Annotated in this window: 7 protein-coding genes; 5 read left to right on the forward strand and 2 right to left on the reverse strand. The window is 40.0% G+C overall.

Annotation, left to right across the window (positions count from 1 at the left end; genetic code table 11):
• Positions 1-7 precede the first annotated feature (7 nt).
• Positions 8-3274: a SusC/RagA family TonB-linked outer membrane protein gene (locus FHR29_RS24215; protein ID WP_260292846.1), complete on the reverse strand. Its 3267-nt coding sequence runs from the start codon at positions 3272-3274 to the stop codon at positions 8-10.
• 355 nt (positions 3275-3629) lie between these two features.
• Between FHR29_RS24215 and FHR29_RS24220 the strand changes: the two genes are divergently transcribed.
• The 4 genes from FHR29_RS24220 (at position 3630) to FHR29_RS24235 (ending at position 11099) form a co-directional block, all read left to right on the forward strand.
• Positions 3630-4208 carry an RNA polymerase sigma-70 factor gene (locus FHR29_RS24220; RefSeq protein ID WP_183917759.1) on the forward strand — a complete coding sequence of 193 codons (579 nt, stop codon included), beginning with the start codon at positions 3630-3632 and terminating at the stop codon, positions 4206-4208.
• A gap of 66 nt (positions 4209-4274) precedes the next feature.
• Positions 4275-5420 carry a FecR family protein gene (locus FHR29_RS24225; RefSeq protein WP_183917761.1) on the forward strand — a complete coding sequence of 382 codons (1146 nt, stop codon included), beginning with the start codon at positions 4275-4277 and terminating at the stop codon, positions 5418-5420.
• A 250-nt stretch (positions 5421-5670) separates the two neighbouring features.
• Positions 5671-9093 carry a TonB-dependent receptor gene (locus tag FHR29_RS24230; RefSeq protein WP_183917763.1) on the forward strand — a complete coding sequence of 1141 codons (3423 nt, stop codon included), beginning with the start codon at positions 5671-5673 and terminating at the stop codon, positions 9091-9093.
• An 11-nt stretch (positions 9094-9104) separates the two neighbouring features.
• The gene (locus FHR29_RS24235; protein ID WP_183917765.1) at positions 9105-11099 is read left to right on the forward strand and encodes a RagB/SusD family nutrient uptake outer membrane protein; all 1995 of its coding nucleotides are present in this window, start codon (positions 9105-9107) and stop codon (positions 11097-11099) included.
• A gap of 193 nt (positions 11100-11292) precedes the next feature.
• Here FHR29_RS24235 and FHR29_RS24240 read toward each other — a convergent pair whose 3' ends face one another.
• Complete coding sequence (locus tag FHR29_RS24240; protein WP_183917767.1) at positions 11293-15321, reverse strand: two-component regulator propeller domain-containing protein; 4029 nt, start codon at positions 15319-15321, stop codon at positions 11293-11295.
• 384 nt (positions 15322-15705) lie between these two features.
• Between FHR29_RS24240 and FHR29_RS24245 the strand changes: the two genes are divergently transcribed.
• Entirely contained in the window at positions 15706-18909 is a 3204-nt protein-coding gene (locus FHR29_RS24245) for a TonB-dependent receptor (protein ID WP_221197927.1), read from the forward strand.
• Positions 18910-18959 lie beyond the last annotated feature (50 nt).

An 18959-nucleotide genomic window follows, 5' to 3' on the forward strand; every position in this document is an offset into this window, starting at 1 on the left:
TTTCTACTTAAAAGTTTACTCTTAAATTCACACCATATGTTTTCGTACTTGGCATCTGCCCCATTTCTACACCAGGCATAATCGTAGCACCGTTTAGCGCAGCTGTTTCGGGATCGAACATCGGGAAATTGCTGATCATAAATAAATCACGTCCAAAAAAAGCAATAGACGCCGCATTCACTTTCCACCGAGATAAAAGATGTTGCGGCAAAGCAACTTCGAAACGGAGTTCACGAAGCTTTAAATAAGAAGCATCAAAACTATTCGTTTCTACATTTGCACGTCGATAGTAATCACCATACCAGGTATTAATAGGTACTTCTTTCGTATTTGGGCTGAAAGTTCCGTCACCATTGGCGACCACCCCTTCACCAGTTATCATTCCTGTCTCACGGCCCTTCAATGTATTGGTAAGCTTGCCCTGTTCCGACATTTTATGATGCGTTTGCGAATAAACGATACCCCCAAACTGACCATCGATCAACACATTTAAACTCAAGTTTTTGTAACGAAATTCGTTACTGAATCCACCTCTCCAATCCGCATAAGCACTTCCGATTTTGACTTTGTCCGAAGGTCGAACAGGAAGACCAGTCTTTCCATCAATCAGAACCTGACCGGCATCATTACGTACCAGACCGTAACCCCACAGATCACCAGTCGAACCACCTACAGTCGCAATGATTTCTGCGGCGCCAGACCCACTAGAAGCAATAATCTGCTGCGGTGTGTCTACACCTTCACTTAATTCTAAGATTTTGTTATCATTCTTTGACCAGGTCAAGGTCGTATTCCATTGGAAGTTTTGATTTTTAATCGGTGTACCGGTTAAACTGATCTCTAAACCTTGATTTCTGATCAAACCACCATTGATAACTGCCGCGCTATAACCGGTCGTCACATCCAAGGGTACTGTCAAGATTTGATTTCGAGAACGGTTATAATAGAAATTGATATCTGCCGTCAATCGGTTATTCAGAAAAGAAACATTTAAACCTGTCTCTGTAGAAGTCGAAATCTCCGGTTTCAGTTCCGCATTATGTAATTTTGAAGGAGCTTCTGCTGATCCTGGAAAAATCGAAGTTTTATAATATTTAAGCGTTGTATAAGGGTCTCCATCTGTTCCGACCTGCGCCACTGAAAGACGTAATTTTGCAAATGAAATCGCCTTTGGCAAAGTCATCAATTCACTTAAAATAAAACTACTACTTGCCGACGAATAAAAATAAGAACGATTATCCGATGGTAACGTCGAAGACCAATCGTTACGTGCGGTAAGATCCAAGTAAACCTTATCCTGCCAAGATAAGTTAACCAAACCGAACACACTCTGGGTTTCTCTACGGGTCAGATTGTTACCATCTGCCAAAGAGTTCGTCAGGGCATTGCTCAATTTATAAATCCCAGGCAGATTGAGCCCTCTTGCCACACTTACAGCCTCTTTCATATCACGTTTCATGAGATTGGCCCCAGCAGAGGCGCGGATATTAAAGTCCGGAGTAAGTTGATCGTTATAAGTCAATAGGGCATCTGTATTGGATTCGAAATAGAAGATATCCTGTTGTTTGTAATAACCCTTAGGAAAATTAGCAGTATCCCATGGACGACGTTGCTCGCGCATGTTAGAGTTCATATTCATACCAGAACGTACCATCAAATCCCATTTAGGACTGAAAGTATAAAGTACCTGCGCCATCCCGTCAAAACCATTGCTATTTAGGCTATTGGTCATGACATTGGCAATGACAAAGGGGTTCTCAATATAAGAACTGAAAGGGTGAATCTGTTTAATATTTTCTTGACCTTTTTGCCACATCGGGCGGTACCAATCCAAGTCTATACTTGGATTCTGAAAGATCATAAAATATGAAATCGACTGATTATTATATCCGGTTGCCGGTAGGTTACCACTTGTTTTATTGGTATAATTTACCTTTAGATTAAGCTTTAACTTATCACTGAGCTGAGCATTTGTATTGAAAGAAGCTACAAAACGCTCGAAGCCCGTATTAGGCATGATCCATTTATTATTAGTATGGGTAATAGATCCACGGGCGCTATACTTGTCATTTCCACCATCCAATGCGACACTATTGATGTAGGTTGCACCAGTTTTAAAAAAACCTTTCACCCCATCTTTGTAAGGTACCCATGGTGTGCGCGTAGCGCCCTGTCCCTCCACTGTAGGATCGTACTGATAAAACAGTTGTCCATCAAATTTCGGTCCCCAGGCACTGGAAGTACCCCCCGTGCTCGCACCATCTTCGCTAAGACCATAAGAGTAATACAATTCACCCGCTGCATTCCGATTCAAGTTTCCCTGACCATATTCATACTGCAAGTCGGGCATCTTTAAGATATCTTGAAAACTCGTATTGGAGTTGACCGTAACGCCCATCCCCTTCCCATTGCGCTTACCAGATTTTGTCGTAATGATCAAAGCACCATTACCAGCTCTGCTTCCATATAATGCAGTCGCAGCCGCACCCTTTAGCACGGAGATCGACTCAATATCATCTGGGTTGATATCACCCAGACCATTCCCAAAATCGACCGGTACATCCTTATCCTGTCCGCTAGATCCGGCGCCATAAGCATCCGTTACGCCAGAACTAAATCGACCATCTACCATTGGCACACCATCAACAACAATCAAAGCCTCATTTTTCGTCGGATCTAAAGATTGATCACCTCGTAGTGTAATTCTTGCCGTATTTAAAGGTCCCGAACTCGCTTGCGTAATATTAAGCCCCGCAACTTTGCCCTTCATCGCATCCACCCAGTTGCTAGATGCGGCATCGGTCATCTGCTTACTACTGATGGTACTCACTGCATAACCTAGTGATTTTGCTTCTCTTTTAATTCCCAAAGCCGTCACGACTACTTCAGAAATTGCAACATCTGAAGATTCTAAAGCAATGACAACTTGCTGTGAATTAGAGGTAAAAATGCGCTGTACCTGCTGGTAGCCCACACTTTTAAAAGTTACCTGTTGATTCGGCAGGGCTTTAATTTCAAATTTTCCTTGTGCATCTGTCGTACCTACCGCCTTAGCATCCGCCAATACCGTAGCGCCTATAACAGGAACATTGGTTTTTGCATCCACAATACGTCCGGAAACGATTATACTTTGTTGCTTGATCGCTAAAATTTCCTGTTTAGCAAAGAAATTGTTGTTCGCTTCAGCCGTAGTCATTCCTAATCCTGCGATCAAGAGCAAAGAGGTCGCTTTAGATACAGGATACCGATAAAATCTAGTTTTTTTATTTTTCATTCTTCATAAGTCTTCAAAACACAGCAAGCAATTGCAGGGTTGTTTAAAACTGTTGCAATACTACGCATGCAAGATCAATTGCGGGTTAAGACTGTGTTAACATAACATTATGTTTGACCATAAAGGCAAAACGAACCTGGAGACGATGGATAATTATTAAATTGATTATTACAATCCATATCAGACGGTATCTCTAAAAATTAATCAAGATATGAACATTGAATCATCTTTCATATCAGTTCGCTAAAAAGCTAGTTTTGAAAGCAATAACAAGATTGCCAACTCAATATTATGTATTACATAATTTGTGATTTATAAAAATACTACATATATTGGGTGTCTAGAAAACCGCTTTATGAAAAACACTCAATTTGGGGATGACGAGCTATTGATAAAGTTGAGGGATAATGACCATTCAGCACTTACCGCTATATACAATAAGTACTGGAAAAACTTATACCAATCCAGTTACCGTCTATTGCAGGACCATGACAAATGCGAAGATGCCATTCAGGAAGTATTTGTTAACCTCTGGGAAATCCGGTCAAAACTGTTCATTAAAATATCTTTAAAATCATATTTATACGCATCTGTACGTTATGAGGTACTGAGACAATTGAGACGTAAGACTATTACAGAAGATATTGTAAATTTTATGGATACGCTGAGCACCGATAGCAATCAAGAGCTATTGGAATATAAGGAACTCGATCAACAGATCAATCAGATCATCGATGCACTTCCCTCCCGTTGCCAAGAAGTTTTTAAGTTAAGCCGTCTGGAGCATCTTTCACATAAAGAAATTGCTGAAAAATTGGCCATTAGCACGAAAACAGTTGAATATCATATATCAAATGCGCTACTATTCTTAAGGAGTAATCTGGGAAAAACCCTCAGCGTGGAGTTATTTATGGTTCTTTTACTCCATCCTTAAAAAAAATCAATTTTTGCCTAGGGATAGATCATCCCTTTTACTCATATATACATATAACCATAAATTTTGACACAAAAAGAAATTCTAGCATTACTGGATAGGTATCTCGCAGGTGAAACATCTTTCGAAGAAGAACAGCTATTGTCCAGATTTCATGAGACCTATGGTAAGGGAAAAGAATTGGACGAAGCATTCTTTACAGATGAGCGCCGGTTGGCGATTTTATCCAAGATTGAAGATCAAATCCATTTAAAAAAGAGCAGGTTTATAAATTGGAAACGATGGTTGCCGGTAGCTGCGGCAGTAATAATCATGCTGAGCATCACTGGAATACTTTATTTCAATCAAAAGTTTGAAAATATTTCCCAAGTAGAATTTTCTCAACAAGCTGAACAGATCATGCCAGGAACAAATAAAGCCATCTTAAGACTTGCGGATGGAACCATTATTTCACTTGATGATCGCAATAGCAGTAATCGGACATTGTTAAAACAAAAAGGATTGACGGTGAAAAGCAATAATGATGGCCAGCTCCTCTATATCATTGCGGATACAAAATCAAAAGGATTGAAAGGTACCAATAGCATAGAAACACCTCGTGGGGGCAAATATGAAGTTTTACTTCCAGACGGAACACATGTCTGGTTAAATGCAGCATCTGCTCTCACATACAATTTAGATTTTAGCCACCAACGAAAAGTAAAGCTGCAGGGCGAGGCATACTTTGAAGTGGCAAAGAAAAAAGTTCCATTTACTGTGCAGCACGGTATGCAGGAAATCCAGGTTTTAGGGACCCATTTTAATGTAAATGCTTATCAAGATGAAAGCTACTCAGAAACTACCCTGCTAGAGGGGCAAATTGCACTTCGATCATTACAGGGAAAAGATGAAAAAACCATTCTCATGAAGCCCAATTTTAAAGTGACGACCGATCATCATTCTGGCCTATCAAAACAGAGCATAGCCGACATAGAATCTGTTATGGCTTGGAAAAATGGTGATTTTCTATTTGAAGATCAAGAACTGGCGTCCATATTACGTGTCATTGCAAGATGGTATGATGTAAAAGTGGATTATAATTCACTTCCAAGAACACGCTATACACTACAATTATCCAAGCAGGTACGACTTTCAGATGTATTGAAAATGCTGGAAAAGACAGGACCGGTCAAATTCCAATTCGAGCAAAATACGATAAAAGTTGAAAAATAATTATCCATTCAAAACCTACTTAAAAATATGCCTATGATAAAAAACAACTAAACAAATACCTAAAAACAAAAAAATCCAGTTGCACCGCCATGCAACTGAACCAATTAAAAGGTAACCAAATAAACTTAAAGTACTACTAATCAATCACCTAATGAACAAATGTATAAATAAAATGATGCATTGTAGGGAATTATTTTTCATTTTTTTGAAGGAAATCCCTGCAATCTTATGTAATGGTTTTTTCCTAAAAATGAAAATAACAACTTTCCTTATTATTGTGAGCTTACAGGTTTCCGCCAATGTACTGTCGCAAGAAATAAGCTTAAGCGTAAAAGAAGCCCGCTTAAAAGAAGTACTCGTCAGTATTCGAAAACAGACAGGAATCAGGATGGTCTATAATACTGAATTAATCGGCAAAGCAAAACCTGTTTCTGTAGATATAAAAAGACTGCCGTTACAACGTACCCTGGAACTGGTATTAGCAGAACAGCCCTTTGATTACGAATGGAACGGCAATACAATTTTGATAAAACCTAAATTGGAAACCGTCAAAACCGTGATCGTAGAACCTGTACAAACACAATTGGTTGTTTCCGGTAAAGTCTATAAATCTGGCAACAGTCCTTTATCGGGAGTAAGCATCAGAGAAAAAGGGACAAATAATGGTACAACTACAAATGAAAATGGCACATTCACATTAACCGTAAAAGATTCCAGATCAACCTTAATTTTTAGTTATGTAGGCTTTAAAACAATCGAAAATATCGCTTCAGCGCAGATGAGTATCACCTTGGAGGAGGACGCTTCTGCCATGGACGAAGTTGTCGTCGTTGGCTATGGCACACAGAAAAAAATAAATTTGACGGGTTCCGTCTCTACGGTCAGCGCAAAGCAACTTGAGTCCAGACCTGTGCAAAACTTAGGACAGGCCCTACAAGGAATGGTACCGGGACTAAATCTGCAAACTGCTGGTCTAGGTGGCGAACTTAACCAAACCATGAGTGTCAATATACGCGGAGCAGGTACAATTGGTGTTGGTTCCTCTTCATCTGTATTGGTATTGATCGATGGAATGGAGGGCGATATGAATGCGCTAAATCCGCAGGATATCGAAAATATATCCGTTTTAAAAGATGCTGCTTCAGCCGCTATATATGGCTCTAGAGCTCCTTTCGGTGTTATTTTAATTACAACCAAAGCAGGGAAAATCGGAAAACCGGTGGTTAATTACAACAACAATATCAGGTTAAGTGCACCACGAGGTTTACCAACCATGCTGGATTCTAAAACATTTGCTTACTATTACAATGAAGTCGCAGCGAATGATGGCGAAGCGGCCAAATTTTCACAAACTGTCCTTGATAAAATCATTGCCTATCAAAATGGAGAAATCAGTACCGTCTCCACAGCGGGTGCAGATGGAAAATGGCAGTACTATACCGGATCGAACGCCAATACCAACTGGTTTGAAGAATTTTATAAAAACTTCTCCACTTCACATGAACATACCATGAGTGTGAACGGTGGATCAGACCGTGTTAAATATTATTCTTCACTGAATTATATGGATCAGGATGGTTTAAATAAATATGCAAACGATAATTTCAAACGTTTTTCATTTGCTACAAAATTAGATATCAAAATTTCCGATAAGCTAGATCTATTAACAAATACCCGGTTTGTAAGAGAAGATTTTGATAAAGCAACGCATATGAATGACCTTTATTATCATAATATAGCCCGACGCTGGCCAACAGTTCCTGTACGCGATGATAATGGATTCTTTTCAGAACCTTCAGAAATAAATCAATTACTGGACGGAGGACGTACCAACTACCAAAAAGATTTTTTATATCAGCAGATCCAGTTAAAATATCAACCGGTCAAAGGTTGGAATATCACCGGTAATGTCAATTACAGAATCACCAATAGGAATGATCACGGGGAAATCTTAAAAGCTTATGCTTATGCAGTAAACAAAGAACCTTTCCTTGTTCCGGTCGGATACAACAGTGCTGGCGGAACCAGTGTCGGGGAAACTGCTCGAAAAGATGAATACTTCAGTACCAATTTATTTTCAGACTATAGTTTCAATATTGCCGAAGACCACCAGTTTACAGTTCTGGCAGGATTCAATTCAGAATTGAATAAGTACAGAACGCTAAGCGGTAATATGAGCGGTTTGATCACAGACGATATCCCTACGTTAAATACCGCAACATTAGATCCTAAAACCAATGGTGGTTATCAGCACTGGGCTATTGCAGGATTTTTTAGCCGGGTCAATTATAGCTATAAAGACCGTTACCTATTGGAATTAAATGCCCGTTATGATGGTTCATCCCGATTTCCGAAAGACCTAAGATGGAATCTCTTCCCTTCATTTTCTGCAGGCTGGAATATCTCCAACGAAGCCTTCTGGCCTCTAAAATCTGAAATATCCTTATTCAAACTTAGAGGATCATATGGAGAACTAGGGAATCAAGGAACAGACAACTGGTATCCTTTCTATTCCATCATGCCGGTTACAGCTGGACAGGGTAGCTGGTTACTCAATGGTGTGAAACCAAATTCGGCAAGTGCTCCAAATTTAATCTCCTCTTCTTTAACCTGGGAACGTGTTTCCAGCTGGAATCTGGGATTGGATGTCGCGGCTCTCAACAATCGCTTAGGACTCGCATTTGATCTCTATAAAAGAAATACCTATGACATGATTGGTCCAGCACCCGATCTACCTGCGATTTTAGGAACAGCGGTACCTCGCATCAATAATTCAGAAATGTACTCTAAAGGGTTTGAAGTTGAACTTTCATGGAAAGACGATATCGGAGATTTCAACTATGGCGTACGTGCTGTATTATCAGACGATCAACAGACCATCACCAAATACCCTAATTCAACCGGAAATTTTACCCAATGGTATAACGGTAAAAAGAACGGAGAGATCTGGGGTTATACAACGCTAGGTATCGCACAGACTCAGGAGCAGATGGATGCACATATTACCAATACCAAACAATCTTTCGCTACCAAATGGCAAGCAGGAGATGTTATGTATTTGGATAAAAATGGAGATGGACAGGTAAATAATGGAGCAAGTACCTTGGCCAATCCAGGTGATATGAGCATTATCGGCAATAGCCTACCCCGCTTTAGATACAGTTTAGATCTTACTGCCAATTATAAAGGATTTGACGTTAGGGTATTTCTTCAGGGAATTGGAAAACGGGATCACGTGCCCAACGGACCTTATTTCTGGGGTGCCAATGGCGGTATGTGGCAATCGGCAGGTTTCCAGGAAAACATGGATTTCTTTAGGGACGAGAATTCAGTGATGGTACAGAACGATGTGCTGGGGATCAACACTGATGCTTACCTACCAAGACCTTATTTCAACACCCAAAAGAACCAGCAGACCCAGACACGATATATACAGAATGCCGCTTATCTACGGTTAAAAAATGCGCAGCTCGGCTATACCTTCAACCCTGCTTTATTATCAAAGATCGGACTATCAAAAATCCGTGTATATGCTTCCGGAGAGAATCTATTGACATTTACAAAAATGGCGAAAGTATTTGACCCGGAGACGGTAGGTTTAGGAGGATGGAACGATGGTAAATCATACCCGTTCTCAACCATCTATTCTTTTGGATTAAGTGTGAATTTTTAATGATTTGAATAATGAAAAAGAGCTATATAAATAAGATACAACAACTCTGCGCAGCGGTACTTGCCTTTAGTACATTATTATCCTGTAATAAATATTTGGATAGAGCACCTTTGTCCGATGTAACACCCTCAGAGTACTTAAATACAGAAGCTGATCTCGCGGCATATACCATTACCCGTTACAATTTCCCAACACATGGAGGTTGGGGATTGGGTACATTTGCTAATGATAACGGGACAGACAATCAAGTGACTTCGGGCTATGCGACACGTTGGGTACCTGGCGAATGGCGGGTAGGCGCTACAGGTGGAGACTGGGATTTTACGAATATCCGTCAGGTCAATTATTTCCTCGAATCGGTACTTCCCAAATGGAAAAGTAACAGCATAACCGGCAATAAGCTCAATATTGAGCATTACATCGGTGAAGCCTATTTCTTACGGGCTTATGAATACTTCAACAAAGTACAGGCATTGGGAGATTTCCCCATCTTAAAAAATACCGTAAAAGATAATCTGGAGGAATTAACCGTGATTTCTACTCGTAAACCGCGAAACGAAGTTGCCCGTTTTATCATCGCAGATCTGGATTCAGCGGCTACTTTACTCAGTACAACAACTGCTTCCGGAAAAACTCGGATCACCAAAAATGCAGCACTATTGTTAAAATCCCGTGTGGCACTGCATGAAGCTACTTGGTTGAAATACCATAAAGGAACTGCTTTAGTACCCGGCGGACCGGGATGGCCAGGAGCAAAATCAAATCCTAATTTCGCCATGAACATCGATCAGGAAATTGATTACTTCTTGACACAGGCCATGGAGTCTGCGCAGTTGGTAGCAGATGGAGTAGCATTAGTTAACAATACAAAAGATAATGGCTTTAATTCATCCAATAATCCTTATTTCAAAATGTTTGGTGATTTTGACCTAAATGCTTACAGTGAAGTGCTTCTTTGGAGGCAATATAGCCTACCTTTAAATGTTACGCATACTGTAAACCATTACATGAACAGAAATGCAGGGAATTCGGGATATGCAAAAGGATTAGTCGAAAATTTTACCATGGCCAATGGATTACCGATTTATGCCGCAACTTCAGGATATAAGGGCGATAATTTAATCAGCGATGTAAAGATTGACCGCGATAACCGTTTACAGATCTTTATGAAAGCTCCGGGAGAGTTAAGCTATAACGATCGAAAGAATACCAATGGGCAAGATATCGTAGAGGGAAAACCGGATATTTTGGGTATTGCTGAAACTCGATATGTAACAGGTTATGCCCTTAAGAAAGGGTTCAATTACCTGATTGCACAATCCGAAGGTTCAACAAGCACCACCGGTTCTATAGTATTCAGAGCCGTTGAAGCTTACTTAAATTATATCGAAGCCAGTTACCTTAAAAATGGTTCGGTCAATGCTAAGGCGCAGGCATACTGGACGCAAATCAGGGAGCGTGCTGGAGTCAACACCGACTATATGAATACGGTCAATAATACCGATATGAATATGGAAGCAAAAGGTGATTTCGGGGCCTATTCTGCCGGACAATTATTATCGGATAAAGTTTTATATAATATCCGGAGAGAAAGACGCTTGGAATTAGTTGCTGAGGGCATGCGCTTTGCAGATCTAAAACGCTGGAGAGCATTAGACCAACTTGCGGCAAAACCTTATATTGTTGAAGGCATGAAAATATGGGGACCTATGCAAGAATGGTATAAAGATGAAAAAGGAGTTTCATCGTTGATACAGCCAAATACTTCAGGAAAAACAGCTAATGTTTCCCTACAGTCTGAAAGTAATTATCTTAGACCTTACCGCATCAACTTAGCGGCAACCAATTTAGTCCTCGACGGGTATAAATGGATCAGTGCACATTATTTAAACCCAATTGCGATGAGCCACTTTACCATAACTTCACCAGACGGCTCGCCGGAATCGTCAAGTATATACCAAAATCCAGGCTGGCCATTAATGGCCAATCAAGGAGCAACGAATTAAACATACTGAAGTACCATACTGCACACCAGCAGTATGGTACTTTTTTTATACAAAAAATCGATCTCAGAAAAAGAAACGTGATTTATCTTTAAATGGTTATTTAACAGACTTACTTCACTTTCTCATGATAAACCATCTGAACTTTTGATGGTCCATATATTTCCACAGTCATCCATTCTCATCGACACAGATCTTAATGAGTCAGTAGTCCATCTAGCGCATAGGATTTCTTTAAATGAGGATAGCGTTTTCGATATTCTGATGGGGTACAGCCAAAAAGCTTCGTAAACTGTTGCCTAAAATGCTTAACATCTCGAAAACCAACTTGATAAGCAGATTCATTGACATTCGCTTTAGTCGTAATTAAAATTTGTGCCGCCCTACGAAGTCGGATGTACCGAATAAATTCGTTAGCAGATTTTCCTGATATCGCTTTAATTTGTCTATAGAGATTCGAATGGCTCATCCCCATGGTCTCGGCGAGCACTTTTACCGTAAAATCTTCTTCCAGCAAGTGTGCTTCAACCGCTTGGATCACTTTCTCCAAAAACTCTTTATATTCAACCGGAATTTTGTGGTCATTCGATTGCAACGTTATATGGCTATGGAAGTATTCATGCAGACGATTCCTATTCTGAATCAGATTGTCCACACGTGCCACCAGCATATCTTTATCGAAAGGTTTAGTAATATAATCATCAGCCCCCCCTTCAATCCCCTTCAGCTTTATTTCGGATGAAGAACTTGCCGTCAAAAGAATTAAAGGGATATGACTCCATTGATTGCTCTTCTTAATTTTATGACAAAGATCAATCCCCGTACCTCCTTCCATCATAATATCACTGATGATGATATGCGGTTCTATTTTTTGTAAAATTGCTATTGCCTGCTCACCGTTTTCAGCCTGTACGACATGAAACCTATCTTGAAACAGTTTATAGATATAATTTCGAATATCTGCATGATCATCTACCAATAGGATGATTTCTCGTTCTATCGGGATCAATCGATCTGAAACCTCGACATAATGACTATTTTTACGGTCGGCCTTTTCTGCCATAACCGGATCATTTAGCCCCATCGTTTCCCGGGAAGAAAAAGCACTGTTGGAAACTTCTAAAATATGATCCTCATCATTCAGAATAGCATGCTGGGGCAAATCAACACAAAAAGTCATACCTCGATCAGCATTGGGGTGATAACTGATTTCACCTTGGTGTATTTCCACAAATTTTTTGACTAAAAATAGGCCAATTCCAAAACCTTCCTTTACCGTATTGGAAGAAGAGAAATCACGCTGAAACGGCTTAAAGATATCTTCCTTCAGCAAAGTCGGAGTACCCTTGCCCGAATCCGATATTTCAATGCGAATACCTGTAACCGTCCTGTTTATATGTACGGTCACCATACCACCATCTTGTGTATATTTTAAGGCATTCTGCAAGAGATTAAAAAAACAGATTTCCAATTTTTCAAGATCCCCATAACATGGATAAGATTCGATATCCGTCTCCAACGTATAGCTTATATTTTGCGCATGTGCAATCTGCCGAAAACATAGAAAAACTTCTCTAACCAAACGTATGATATCCAAATGAACAAGAGATAATTTATCAAAGTTTCCTTCGGATTTTCTGAAGAGCAATAATTTATCGACCAGATTCAGCAATCTCTTGGAATGACGATATACATCCTGAAGTTCTTCATAATCTGTTATATGATCTTTGTTATCTTTCAGCAATTCTTTGATTGGATTTATAATAAGGGTAAGTGGTGTACGTATTTCATGCACGATATGCGTGAAAAATGTAACCTTTTTCTCTGTCAGTTCATTTTCCTTATCGCGTTCAAATTCAGCAGTCTTCAATTTGGTTAACAACAATGCACGATGCCGTACATACAGAAAATAAAGATATAATGCGGCAACAACAGCCATTCCATAGCCTGCATACGCCCAGCCTGTACGCCACCATGGCGGTAAGATTTGGATCAAAATAGTGCGCTCACTTGAATTCCAATTACCATTTGCATCTGTCGATTTAATCCTTAAAGTATAAATTCCTTCTTTAAGGTGCGAATAATATGCTGCTCGCTGTTTACCTACATAGTTCCAGTCCTTATCCCAACCTTCAAGAAAGTAAGCATATTTAATCCGATCCGAAAAACTATAATCTAATGCGGCAAATGAAAAGGATAATACCGCCTGGCTATAAGGGATGGTCAATTTACTGACCTCATTCAGCGGATCTGTACCATAATGCTTATCAGCACCATATGGTTTATTATTAATCTGGAGTTGCGTCAATTTGAGTGGAGGAAAGACTGCATGGACCAAAAGATCACGGGAATGAAACAAATTGAATCCTCGAATACCTCCAAACACCAATTGTCCATCGGACAATTTCAGCGCGGCATTGTAATTAAATTGATTGCTTTGCAATCCATCGGATTTATAGAAATTTTGGAATAAGCGCGTTTTGGTATCAAATTTCGATAGACCATGGTAAGTCGATATCCACAAATTGCCAAAATCATCTTTTAATGCATTTAATAAGGTATTACTTGGCAATCCTTCTTTTTCTGTGTAAATTTTAGATTGACCCGTCGCTATATTAAAGTAACGTAGCCCGCCCCCCTCGGTGCCTATCCATAAATGATGACGATCAGCCTGCTTGATAAACCGGACAGGTGTACCCACTGCATATGTTTTAAATTGTCTTGTTTGCAGATCCAAGCGGATCAGTTCAGACCAGGAACCCATCCAGAGGATATCTTCCCTTTCTTCGAAAAAAGTAAGCACATCATATATCGGTAAGTTCAAAGGTTTAAACTGATCTTCCCTTACATCAAAAAGATAAACCTCTCCTCCGCCTAAAGTCGATGCCCAGATGCGTTTTCGGCGATCTTTAAACAATCGCCAAGCGGCTGCATTGACATATTCGGTTTGGGGATAATAACAGGTATAAGATTTGATTTGACCGCTAGTCATATCTAATTTAAAAATACCGGAATCATATGTCCCGATCCATAATTGATGATGATCATCCTGAATAAGTCCCGTGACAAATGCACGCTCTGATAAAAGACGTGAAGAATTGGGGTACGGAACAAACACTTTCTGTTTTATATTCCACTTTAATAAACCAGAACCGTCCGTACCGACCCAAATATGATCATGATCTGCTTGCTCCAGCACAGAAATAAAATCTCGTGCACTCGTCTGGTTATCCTGATAATGATGTTTAACCAATTGAAATTTACCCTTCTGCGGATCGATCACATTCACTCCCCCGCGAATCGTACCTAACCATTTGCGTCCCTGAGTATCTTCGTATATAGCAACAACAGCATTGCCGGCAAGTTTTTTTTCATCAAATCCCGTATTCTTCTCGATTTTTTTGGTATCCATATTAATCTTCTGAATGCCATCACCATCCGTGCATACCCAAATTTTACGATCCTGGCCAAAATAAAGATTAACAATCCGCTTATTACTGAGGCCATTTTCCAAACCGTAATACTGAAAGGCATTAGCATGGCAATCATAGTGAGTGACCGACCAGCCATTTGAAAACCAAATACCTCCATCACTAGAAGCAGTCATCAATGTTGCATTAAAATCTCCCTGTACAAGAACTTGAATACCGTTGTTTTTACGATCATACATCGCTAAGCCCACCCCATGTATCATAAGCATTAATCTTCCATCGAAAGTTTTACAGATTGAACTGACACTGTATGCTTGATCACTTTCTTTTCCTGAAATATATAATGGGACAGTATGCGCCCTGAGACCTTTTCCGGTCTTCTTGATCACTAATAAACCCGCTTTTCCTGAAGTCGCAAAGAGTTGACCATCCTGATCTTTCTCCAGCTGATGGATGGAAAAATCAATGGGTTGCACTTCCGCCCCGCCTCTAACAAGATCTATCCGAGTAAAATGGTTGCGATCCATGTCAAAAAAACCCAATCCGCCCTTGGTTGCAACATAGAGATTACCAGTTTGATCCTCAAGAATATCGGTGATTCGATTGTCGGGAAGGGATTTATTCGCCAATGGATTATTTTTAAAAATCTTAAATTCATAGCCATCAAAACGATTGAGGCCATTAAAAGTTCCAAACCACAGAAATCCATCCCTATCTTGATAAATATCGGTCACAAAATCATTGGACAAGCCATGATCAATCCCCAGATATTCGATGGATGACTGCGCTCGCATATCAAAACATAGCAATAAAAAAATAAGAAGGCATAATAAGTTGTACCTCATAATTATTGGCGTAAATGATTGGTTTGTATAGGTATAAATCTGTGTAAAAAGCAGACTTTTTACAAGTGTTAAATTAACATTTAATAATTATAAAACCAATTTTAGCTGTCTTTTAGAGAAATAGGTCTCCCCAGTCTTCTAAACAGCTAAAAAAACCATTTAGCACGTAAAAGTGAGATAGAGAAAATCTTCATATGAAAATCTAAACATACCGATGATGCTGATTTCCCCCCTTATTTTTGACCAAATCCCCCCCAATTTAATCAAAAGATAGTTGCGATAATTGTACATCGAGTAAAAATACTCACCAATTTATAACCAAACTAATTATTAATGAAAAGAGGTAAAGTGCTTAAAAAGCGTCTTGGAATTTGGATATTTCTAATGACGTTAAGCTGCTATGTTGCCACCGCTCAACAAGTCCGTGTGACGGGAAAGGTCTCGGGTAGTGGCACCCCAATACAAGGGGTTACTGTAGGAGTTCTAGGTAGCGAATCAAAAATACTGACAGATGCACAGGGGATGTATGCTATTAGTGCCAGTAAAACCGCAACCTTGGTTTTTACAAGTGTAGGCTATACACGTCAAGAAATAGCATTAGCAGAAAAAAAAGTTGAATCCAATAATACCATCTTACTGGATGTCATACTTCAGATGAATGAGAATGTGATAGAAGATGTAGTTGTCACCGGTTTTGGGCAACGCGAAAAAAGAACATCTGTTGTGGGTTCAGTAACGACGATCAATCCAAAAGAATTAAAAGGGCCAACGAGTAACCTGACGACCATGCTAGCAGGACGTGTAGCTGGTATGATTGCATTTCAGCGCAGTGGAGAACCCGGATCTGATAACGCCAATTTTTTTATCAGAGGGCTGGGTACATTTGGTACCGGTAAACAAGATCCGCTGATCTTGATAGATAATGTCGAATCATCCCCAACCGATATGGCACGTTTACAACCGGACGACATTGCCAGCTTTTCAGTCCTACGTGATGCCAATGCCGCCGCGATGTATGGCGCGCGCGGTGCGAATGGTGTCGTTCTGATCACCACAAAACTAGGCTCTGAAGGAAAAACAAAATTTGAATTTCGCTCAGAAAACAACATTTCCACCAATACCAGAAATTTTCAGTTTGCCGATAACATTCGGTATATGGAAATGGCCAATGAAGCTTATCTGACAAGACCTGCAGATGCTTCGAGCGGCCAGGGATTGCCCTATTGGCAAAGTAAAATCGATCATACCCGCGCTGGAGATAACCCGCTATTTTATCCTAATAATAATTGGATTGATCAGCTGATCAAAGATTATACCCTCAATCAGCGAAACAATTTAAATATTTCAGGAGGCGGTGCCAAAGCAAGGTACTACTTAGCAGGGACTTACAATATCGACAATGGAATTCTGAAGGTTGATGGCATCAACAATTTCAATAACAACATTAAATTGAAAAATTATTCGGTCCGATCCAATGTCGACATCAACTTTACTCCGAGTACTACAGGAATTGTACGGGTCTACGCCCAATTTGATGATTATAACGGCCCTATAGGTGGTTTGGACGAGAATAACAACCGTATCAATGGTGGTGCCGTCACCTTTAGACGCGCAATATGGTCAAACCCAGTGATGTTTCCGGCGCTATATCCGTCTTCGTATATGCCTTACATGAACCATCCGCTATTTGGAAATGCACTAAATCGAAACGGGGGTCTGTTTGTGAATCCTTATGCCGAAATGGTACGTGGCTATCAGGAATTCAACACTTCGACCATTATGCCACAGATTGAATTACGTCAAGACTTAAGTGCTATCGTACCAGGTCTGAATTTAACTGCGATGACCTACTTAAAACGCTATGCTTATTTTGAAGTGAGCAGAAGGTACAATCCATTTTATTACTCCGCATCATCAAATGCTGATGGCGACCTGACACTGCGTGTCATGAACGACGGATCTCAAGGTTCAATAGGCCCTGTTGGAACAGAATATCTCGATTATTCAGAGTCTGACAAAGAGGTCAATTCAATGTTTTATGCGCATGCTATTGCCAATTACAACCGCGGATTTGGCAAGCATAATGTCGGAGCCACCCTAATTGGATTGCTTCAAAATTCATTAAGTGGCAATGCCGGATCTTTACAATTGTCTTTACCAGCCCGTAATATCGGTCTTTCGGGTAGATTTACCTACAATTTTGATGATCGTTATATTGCCGAATTTAATTTCGGTTATAATGGATCCGAGCGATTTGCAAAAGCAAGACGCATGGGTTTCTTCCCTTCCTTTGGTCTGTCTTATAATATCTCAAACGAGTCGTTCTTTGAGCCACTCCGTGACGTGGTCAATAAATTCAAACTACGTGCTACGCATGGATACTCCGGAAATGATCAGATCGGTAGAGCACAAGACCGTTTCTTCTATCTTTCAGAAGTTAACATGAATGCCGGTGAAATTTCTTTCGGAGAACTGGGAGGCTATAAGAGACCTACTATTGCGATCAACCGATATGCCAATGAAGCCATCACATGGGAGCGATCTCGCCAGACCAACTTCGGTATGGATCTGAGTCTATTTAATGCTATTGAATTAAATATTGACATTTATAAACAAATCCGCAGCAATATACTCACAAATCGGTCTTATATCCCTAGCACAATGGGCCTAAGAGCCCCTATCGTGGCAAATACTAATAAAGCAGAAAGCAAAGGTATGGATCTGACATTGAGCTATAATAAAAACTTTATGAACGGTTGGTATCTTCAGGGAAGAAGCACATTAACCTATGCTGTCAGTAAACGCTTGATCGTTGATGAACCGGCTTATCAAGAGCCTGGACGCTATACTGTCGGAACCTCCGCCTCACAAGAATTCGGATATATAGCTGAAAGACTCTTTGTAGACGATCAGGAAGTATTAAATTCTCCCGTTCAATTTGGCAAACCTGGTATTGATTATTTAGGGGGTGATATCAAATACAGAGATATCAATGGCGATGGCCAAATTACCGATTTAGATCGTGTAGCCATTGGCTACCCAACCACACCCGAACTGATTTATGGATTTGGAGGTACAGTGGGCGGTAAAGGTCTAGATTTCAGCTTCTATTTTCAAGGTTCAGCAAGGTCTTCATTCTTTATCAATCCTGAAAACATCTCTCCCTTCTACCTCAACGGAGGTTCTCAAAATGGACTTCTAAGCGTGATCGCTGATAGCTACTGGAGTGAAGAAAACCGAGATCTATATGCTTTCTGGCCAAGATTAAGTGAAAATATTGTTGCCAACAACAACCAAAGATCCACATGGTGGATGCGTAATGGATCATTCTTAAGATTAAAAACTGTTGAAATCGGCTACACGTTCAAAGAAAGTTTAATGAATAGACTAAAAGCAAAAAATCTGCGGATTTATGCCAATGGAATGAATCTATTCGCGATCAGTTCCTTTAAAATGTGGGACGTAGAAATGGGTGGACGAGGTATCGGTTATCCAATTCAAGCCACCTATAATATTGGCTTACAGCTTGGTTTTTAAACATTACAAAATGATAAAACGCTCATGAACTGCAGTACGGGATCCCATCA

The sequence above is a fragment of the Sphingobacterium sp. JUb56 genome, from assembly GCF_014191365.1.
Taxonomy (GTDB): domain Bacteria; phylum Bacteroidota; class Bacteroidia; order Sphingobacteriales; family Sphingobacteriaceae; genus Sphingobacterium; species Sphingobacterium anhuiense.

Excerpts from the sequence above, each read along its gene's own strand:
- FHR29_RS24230 (WP_183917763.1), top strand. The coding sequence starts at position 5,671 with ATGAAAATAACAACTTTCCTTATTATTGTGAGCTTACAGGTTTCCGCC.
- FHR29_RS24240 (WP_183917767.1), bottom strand. The coding sequence starts at position 15,321 with ATGCGAGCGCAGTCATCCATCGAATATCTGGGGATTGATCATGGCTTG.
- FHR29_RS24235 (WP_183917765.1), top strand. The coding sequence starts at position 9,105 with ATGAAAAAGAGCTATATAAATAAGATACAACAACTCTGCGCAGCGGTA.
- FHR29_RS24245 (WP_221197927.1), top strand. The coding sequence starts at position 15,706 with ATGAAAAGAGGTAAAGTGCTTAAAAAGCGTCTTGGAATTTGGATATTT.
- FHR29_RS24220 (WP_183917759.1), top strand. The coding sequence starts at position 3,630 with ATGAAAAACACTCAATTTGGGGATGACGAGCTATTGATAAAGTTGAGG.
- FHR29_RS24215 (WP_260292846.1), bottom strand. The coding sequence starts at position 3,274 with ATGAAAAATAAAAAAACTAGATTTTATCGGTATCCTGTATCTAAAGCG.